The 3,812-nt window shown below is 62.7% G+C and carries 4 protein-coding genes; 1 reads left to right on the top strand and 3 read right to left on the bottom strand.

Annotation, left to right across the window (positions count from 1 at the left end):
* Positions 1-7 precede the first annotated feature (7 nt).
* The 3 genes from ACLFQI_RS12335 to ACLFQI_RS12325 all read right to left on the bottom strand — a co-directional run bounded on the left by ACLFQI_RS12335 (position 8) and on the right by ACLFQI_RS12325 (position 2,611).
* Complete coding sequence (locus ACLFQI_RS12335; RefSeq protein ID WP_410759756.1) at positions 8-580, bottom strand: Uma2 family endonuclease; 573 nt, start codon at positions 578-580, stop codon at positions 8-10.
* 221 nt (positions 581-801) lie between these two features.
* Entirely contained in the window at positions 802-2,376 is a 1,575-nt protein-coding gene (locus ACLFQI_RS12330) for an ATP-binding protein (protein WP_410759754.1), read from the bottom strand.
* Positions 2,339-2,611 (bottom strand): Uma2 family endonuclease, encoded by a 273-nt coding sequence (locus tag ACLFQI_RS12325; protein WP_410759758.1) that lies wholly within the window; start codon positions 2,609-2,611, stop codon positions 2,339-2,341. Before ACLFQI_RS12325 ends, ACLFQI_RS12330 begins: the two co-directional genes overlap by 38 nt.
* Positions 2,612-2,724: 113 nt before the next feature.
* Here ACLFQI_RS12325 and ACLFQI_RS12320 point away from each other — a divergent pair.
* Positions 2,725-3,812: AAA family ATPase (locus ACLFQI_RS12320; RefSeq protein ID WP_410759752.1), on the top strand; the 1,088-nt coding region annotated here is incomplete at its 3' end.

Genomic DNA, 3,812 nt, shown 5'->3' with positions numbered 1-3,812 from the left:
GCCGGTGCTAGAACAGACCGCTGAGATCGAGCACGCCTTGGTTCAGGCAGAGGGGGCGGAGTGCCGAGAGATCCCAGGCCTGGCTGACACTGGCATAGCCCTCGGGGCCCGGATCGCGATAGAGCCAAAGGACTGTTCCGCTCAGATCGACAAGCCAACTCTCCGGGATGCCGGCGCGCGCGTAGAGCGGCAGTTTTTTGTCGCGATCGTAGCGCAACGAGGTCTCCGCGACCTCGATCAGGAGCAGCACATCCTCTGGTCTAGGATGGCGCTTGGCATAGAAGTCAGCGCGTGGGCGGAGCAGGGCGATATCGGGCTCGGGCTCAGAAAAATCGCTAAGTCGCAGCGGGTTTTGCGTTGCCAAAATGGCATCGGTCTCACTGAATGCACGGGTGATTCGGTTGGCGATGCGGTTGACGGCACCGCTATGTGGGCTGCCAATCGGCGGCATGTCGACAATCTCCCCATCGATCAGCTCGACGCGATCGTCTTCGCCGAGGATGTTGGCCTGGCCCAGTCGCTCGTAGTCATCGACACTGAAGCGGTGGCGGTGATAGAGCGCTTCGGCAGTGGCGGACATGTCAGCAATCACTCCTTGGATGACGATAGGTTTAGGAACAGTATCAGATACCTGTGCCTGCGCTTCGACTTCTCCGCGGTCAGCTCTACCCCGGCGGAGGTGCGCGAGTCGTTCGAGGCCCATACCCGGATGATGCTGCCGAGCTTGGGGTGACGCCAAAGTCAGCGCAGCCGAAAACAGGCGGCGCGCGCAGCGAGAATGGTAAACGATCTTGAGCGCAACTAGCCTCGGATCACCTGAATTCGACGCCCACCGGGACTCACAACGGGCGTGCTGCTCGTGCGCTCCGCGATCGGGGGTTGATCAGGCCTGCGGTCAAAGATCACCAGCCAGCCGCTGTCGAGGTTCAGTCCCGACAGATAGTCATCAAGCTGTGCCAGTCCTTCGGCGAGCGGATCGGGCGAGCCTGGACGCCAAACCTTCAGCTCCATACCGAGCGTGACCTCGCCATAGCGTAAACAGAGATCCATGCGCCCGGAGCCAATGGCGTACTCGCGCTCCAGGGTACCGCCGCCGTTGATCACCCGATGCAGAAAGGCCATCAACACCAGATGCGGGGCGATCTCGTGATAGGGGGCGCTGCCGAGTAACGGTTGGCCGTGCTGGCGCCAGAACGCGAGGAAGCCCTGCAGGAGCCGCTCAGGGTCGAGCTTCCCGTCGGCATCGAGCCAGGTTGGCGCGATCCGCGGCAGTGAGTCTTGTGGGCCGCTCGCCAGCATCCGTGGCAGCACCTCGCGATAGATGGGATTGGCCACGTCCAGGCCGCCACCATCGACGCGGCGCAGGAGCCCCAGATCGACCAGATAATCACGATCATCCAGCGGCACCTCACCGAGCGCTGTCCCAGCCAGCATCGGCTCGATGATGCGCCGCACTCGCGCTTCACGGAGCTTATCGGCGAGCTGATCCAAGTGAGTGACGCGCCGGGCGATAAGGGCTTCCTTGGCCTGCTCGATCATGTCCCGATCGATGGAACGGGTCCGATCGCGGCCCTCGCGCATCTCGAAGCAGGTCTCGTAGGCCAGGGCGTTGACCAGCCAAGGCTGCCCTTGGGTCAGGGTCCAGACGCGCTCTAGCGCCTCTGCGCTAAAGTGCTGCCCGGTTTCCAGGGTGTGTTCGGTCAGTAAACGCTGCACCTCATCGGCCGAGAAGTCCCCCAGGCGCAGCGACTTCGCGCGAATGTTGAACGCGCTACCGCCGGTAATGATGTCCGTCTCCGAACTGGCATGGATGCGGTAATCCCGCAGGTCGCGCACGCCGCAGAGCACGACAGTTTGCGGAAAGTGGCGCGGACGTTGCTCATAGCCAGCGCGCAGCTGGCGCAGCAGCGAGATCAGCGTATCGCCGACTAGGGCATCGACCTCGTCGAGCAGCAGCACCACAGGGCGTGGCGATTGGCCGCACCAGCGCGTGAGAAATTCCTGCACGCCGCCTAGGAGCGCGCCGCCTTGAATCACCTCAAGGGCCATAGCATCGGCCGCTTCATCGCCCAATCGCCAGCGTGCGCTGCTCGCCAGCGCTTGGATGATGGCCGCCATGCCTGCCTCAACCCGCTCCCGGGCGGCTTGCGCGGCCTCGATGTTGACATAGAGCGTGCGGTACTGACCCTCGGCATTGAGGCGCTCCATCAGCGCGAGCAAACAGCTGGTCTTGCCGGTCTGGCGCGGGGCGTGGAGCAGGAAGTACTTCTTCTGGTCGATCAGCATCAGGACCTGGTCGAGATCCCAGCGCGACAGGGGCGGAAGACAGTAGTGGTCTTCAGGCCTGACCGGACCTTCGGTATTGAAGAAGCGCATGCATTGTTCCGTCTTTCATTAGGGTAGCAACAGTGCTAGAACAGGCCGCTGAGATCAAGCACCGCTTCTTGTCGCGATCGTAGCGCAACGAGGTCTCCGCGACCTCGATCAGCAGCAGCACATCCTCTGGTCTAGGATGGCGCTTGGCATAGAAGTCAGCGCGTGGGCGGAGCAGGGCGATATCGGGCTCGGGCTCAGAAAAATCGCTAAGTCGCAGCGGGTTTTGCGTTGGCAAAATGGCAATCGTCAGCGCCTGGCTCAACCTAGGTTTAGGAACAATATCAGATGTGCTGACCTTGGTATCCTTCGCCAGTCGATCCTCCCTCAGCCGACCCGGAGCAGGCAACCATGAGCGCAACCGACCAACCCTGGCGCATCCCCTACGGCGTGGCGGATTTCATCAAGCTGCGCGAGCGGGGACATTACTACGTCGACAAGACCCACTACCTGCCGCTCTTGGAGCAGGCCGGGGAGTTCCTGTTCCTGATCCGCCCGCGCCGTTTCGGCAAGAGCCTGCTGCAATCGGTGATGGAATGCTACTACGACGCCGACTGGGGCGAGCGCTTCGAGACGCTGTTCGCCGACACCTGGATCAAGTCGCAGCCAACGCCCGAGCGCGGCCAATACCTGTGCCTGCGCTTCGACTTCTCCGCAGTCAGCTCCACCCCGGCGGAGGTGCGTGAGTCGTTCGAGGCCCATACCCGGATCTTGTTGATCGACTTCCTCGATCGGCATGCCGCGCGCATCCCAGCCGACAGCGCCCAGGCGATCTTGAGCGAGCCCACCAACGCCCGGCGCCTCGAGCGGCTGATCAGCGAATCGCGCAAGCTTGGGCTCTCGCTCTATCTCTTCATCGACGAATACGACAACTTCGCCAACAACATCCTGGTCAACGCCGGGCGCGAGGCCTACCGCGAGCTGACCCACAGCAGCGGCTTCTTTCGCGACTTCTTTGCCCTGCTCAAGGAGGCCGTCGGGCGCACCGGCGGTGGCTTGGCGCGGCTGTTCATCACCGGCGTCTCGCCGATCACGCTCGATGATGTCACTAGTGGCTTCAACATCGGCACCTCGATCAGCCTTGAGCCTGAGTTCAATGCGCTCCTGGGCTTCACCCATGCCGAGCTGGAACAGTTGTTCGCCGATTTTGGGCAGGACTTCAGCGCCCATCGCGCCATCGTCGATGAGTGGTACAACCACTATCACTTCAACGCGGCCTGCGATGTACCGGTCGTCAACAGTGACATGGCGCTCTACTATCTGCGCGCGCTGGTGCGCCGGAACCAGCCGCCCGACGACCTGATCGACCACAACGTGCGCATCGACTACGGCAAGCTGCGCCATCTCGTGCAGATCGACCGCCAGCTCGCCGATCGCCAGCTCACCGATCGCGAGCGCGCTGATGACGACGCCGTCACCGCCACCTCTCGTCTGAACGG

It is taken from the genome of Halochromatium sp. (genome assembly GCF_046541315.1).
In the GTDB taxonomy this organism is placed as follows: Bacteria; Pseudomonadota; Gammaproteobacteria; order Chromatiales; family Chromatiaceae; genus Lamprobacter.
The sequence above is the reverse complement of the archived record's forward strand: the minus strand, read 5'-3'. Positions and strand labels throughout refer to the sequence as shown.